Origin of the sequence: Streptomyces sp. NPDC058307, assembly GCF_042880295.1 — a bacterium.
Taxonomy (GTDB): Bacteria; Actinomycetota; Actinomycetes; order Streptomycetales; family Streptomycetaceae; genus Streptomyces.
This window is the reverse complement of sequence record NZ_JBHVYZ010000105.1, coordinates 17253-18670: the sequence shown is the minus strand read 5'-3', so window position 1 is coordinate 18670 and position 1418 is coordinate 17253. Positions and strand designations below refer to the sequence as shown.

Annotated in this window: 3 protein-coding genes; all 3 read left to right on the top strand. The window is 68.1% G+C overall.

The annotated features are described in order from the left end of the window. On the top strand, positions 1-395 hold a 395-nt coding region (locus ACFVYN_RS39505; protein ID WP_390007355.1), incomplete at its 5' end, for a helicase-related protein. Between the two features lie 162 nt (positions 396-557). Further along, positions 558-866, top strand: coding sequence for an SCO5918 family protein (locus ACFVYN_RS39500; protein ID WP_390007353.1), 309 nt, complete (start codon positions 558-560; stop codon positions 864-866). A gap of 184 nt (positions 867-1050) precedes the next feature. Next, a complete protein-coding gene (locus ACFVYN_RS39495; RefSeq protein WP_390007350.1) occupies positions 1051-1254 on the top strand; it encodes a cold-shock protein in 204 nt (67 codons plus the stop codon). Positions 1255-1418: the final 164 nt, after the last annotated feature.

Sequence of the window (1418 nt, the reverse complement as noted above, 5' to 3'; positions counted from 1 at the left end):
CGGCGCGTGGCATCCACGTCGACAACCTCGACCTGGTCGTCAACGTGGATCCGCCGAGCGACCACAAGGACTACCTGCACCGCGGCGGTCGTACGGCCCGCGCCGGCGAGTCCGGCAGTGTCGTCACCCTGGTCACCCCGAACCAGCGCCGCGACATGACCCGCCTGATGGCGGCGGCCGGCATCGTCCCGCTGACCACCCAGGTCCGCGTCGGTGACGAGGCCCTGCACCGCATCACCGGCGCGCAGGCCCCGTCCGGCATCCCGGTCGTCATCACCGCACCGGTGGTCGAACGTCCCAAGAAGCGCGGCGCCACCTCACGCGGCCGACGCCGCCCCGCCTCGGCGGCCCGCCGTGCGCCCGTACGGCAGTCCACCGTCGTAGCGGCGGCCTAGCACCCGGCACCTTCGTGACCGGGAAGCCGGCCCGTCTTCGCAGGAGCTCCCCCTTGACCCTGCTCCAGACGCAGACCCGCCCCGAGCGTGACGTCACCGACGGCAGCGTGCTCCCCGCCCGCTGCCGCTGAACCGCTTCTCCCCTTCTCCCTGTGAGGCATCATGCGCTGTGTCATCGCCCGCTTCCCGTTCGACCTGACCAAGAGCGGCGTGCTGGAATCGATGAAGGGTGTCAAACCCGAACCGGTCACCGGCGAGTCCGTGATCATCGGACGGCGCCACTACCCCCTCAAGCAGGTCGGCCAGGTCATCACCCGTCAGGACCGCCGCGATTTCAGTGCCGGTGAGGTCCTTCGGGCCATGTCCCTGCTCGGCTTCACCTGCCGCGCCCTTCCCGCGGCCGCGCCGGCGCACAGCGAGAGCCCGTTGGAGCGGGCTTCCGCACTTCTCGGCACGCCGATCTCCGTCTGACCGACGTTTTCTCTGGTGGCAGCGGGTGCGGACCGGTAGCGTCTGTACCAGCTGTCGTGGTTCGGAGTTCCCCTTGCCCACGCCTTTGGTGTGGGCGCTTTGCTGTGCTGTGCCGCAGGGACCAGGGCGATCACCTCCGTCTTCCCCACAGGGGGAGGACGTTTATCGACTGGAAGGCATGACTATGGCTTCGGGAACTGTGAAGTGGTTCAACGCGGAGAAGGGCTTCGGCTTCATCGCCCAGGACGGTGGCGGTCCGGACGTCTTCGCGCACTACTCCGCGATCAACTCCTCGGGCTTCCGTGAGCTCCAGGAGGGGCAGGCCGTGACGTTCGACGTCGTCCAGGGCCAGAAGGGCCCGCAGGCGGAGAACATCACCCCTGCCTGATCCTCCTGCCTGATCCTTCTCGTGACGTTCGGGGCCGCGCGGCGCACGCCGCGCGGCCCCCGCGGTTTGTTTTTGCGTTGTTGGGGCCACCATGGGGAGAACCGGTGTGTTATAAACAAAAACCATCCCCCCCCAACCACCAAAAAATAGGGTGGGGTGGGTTG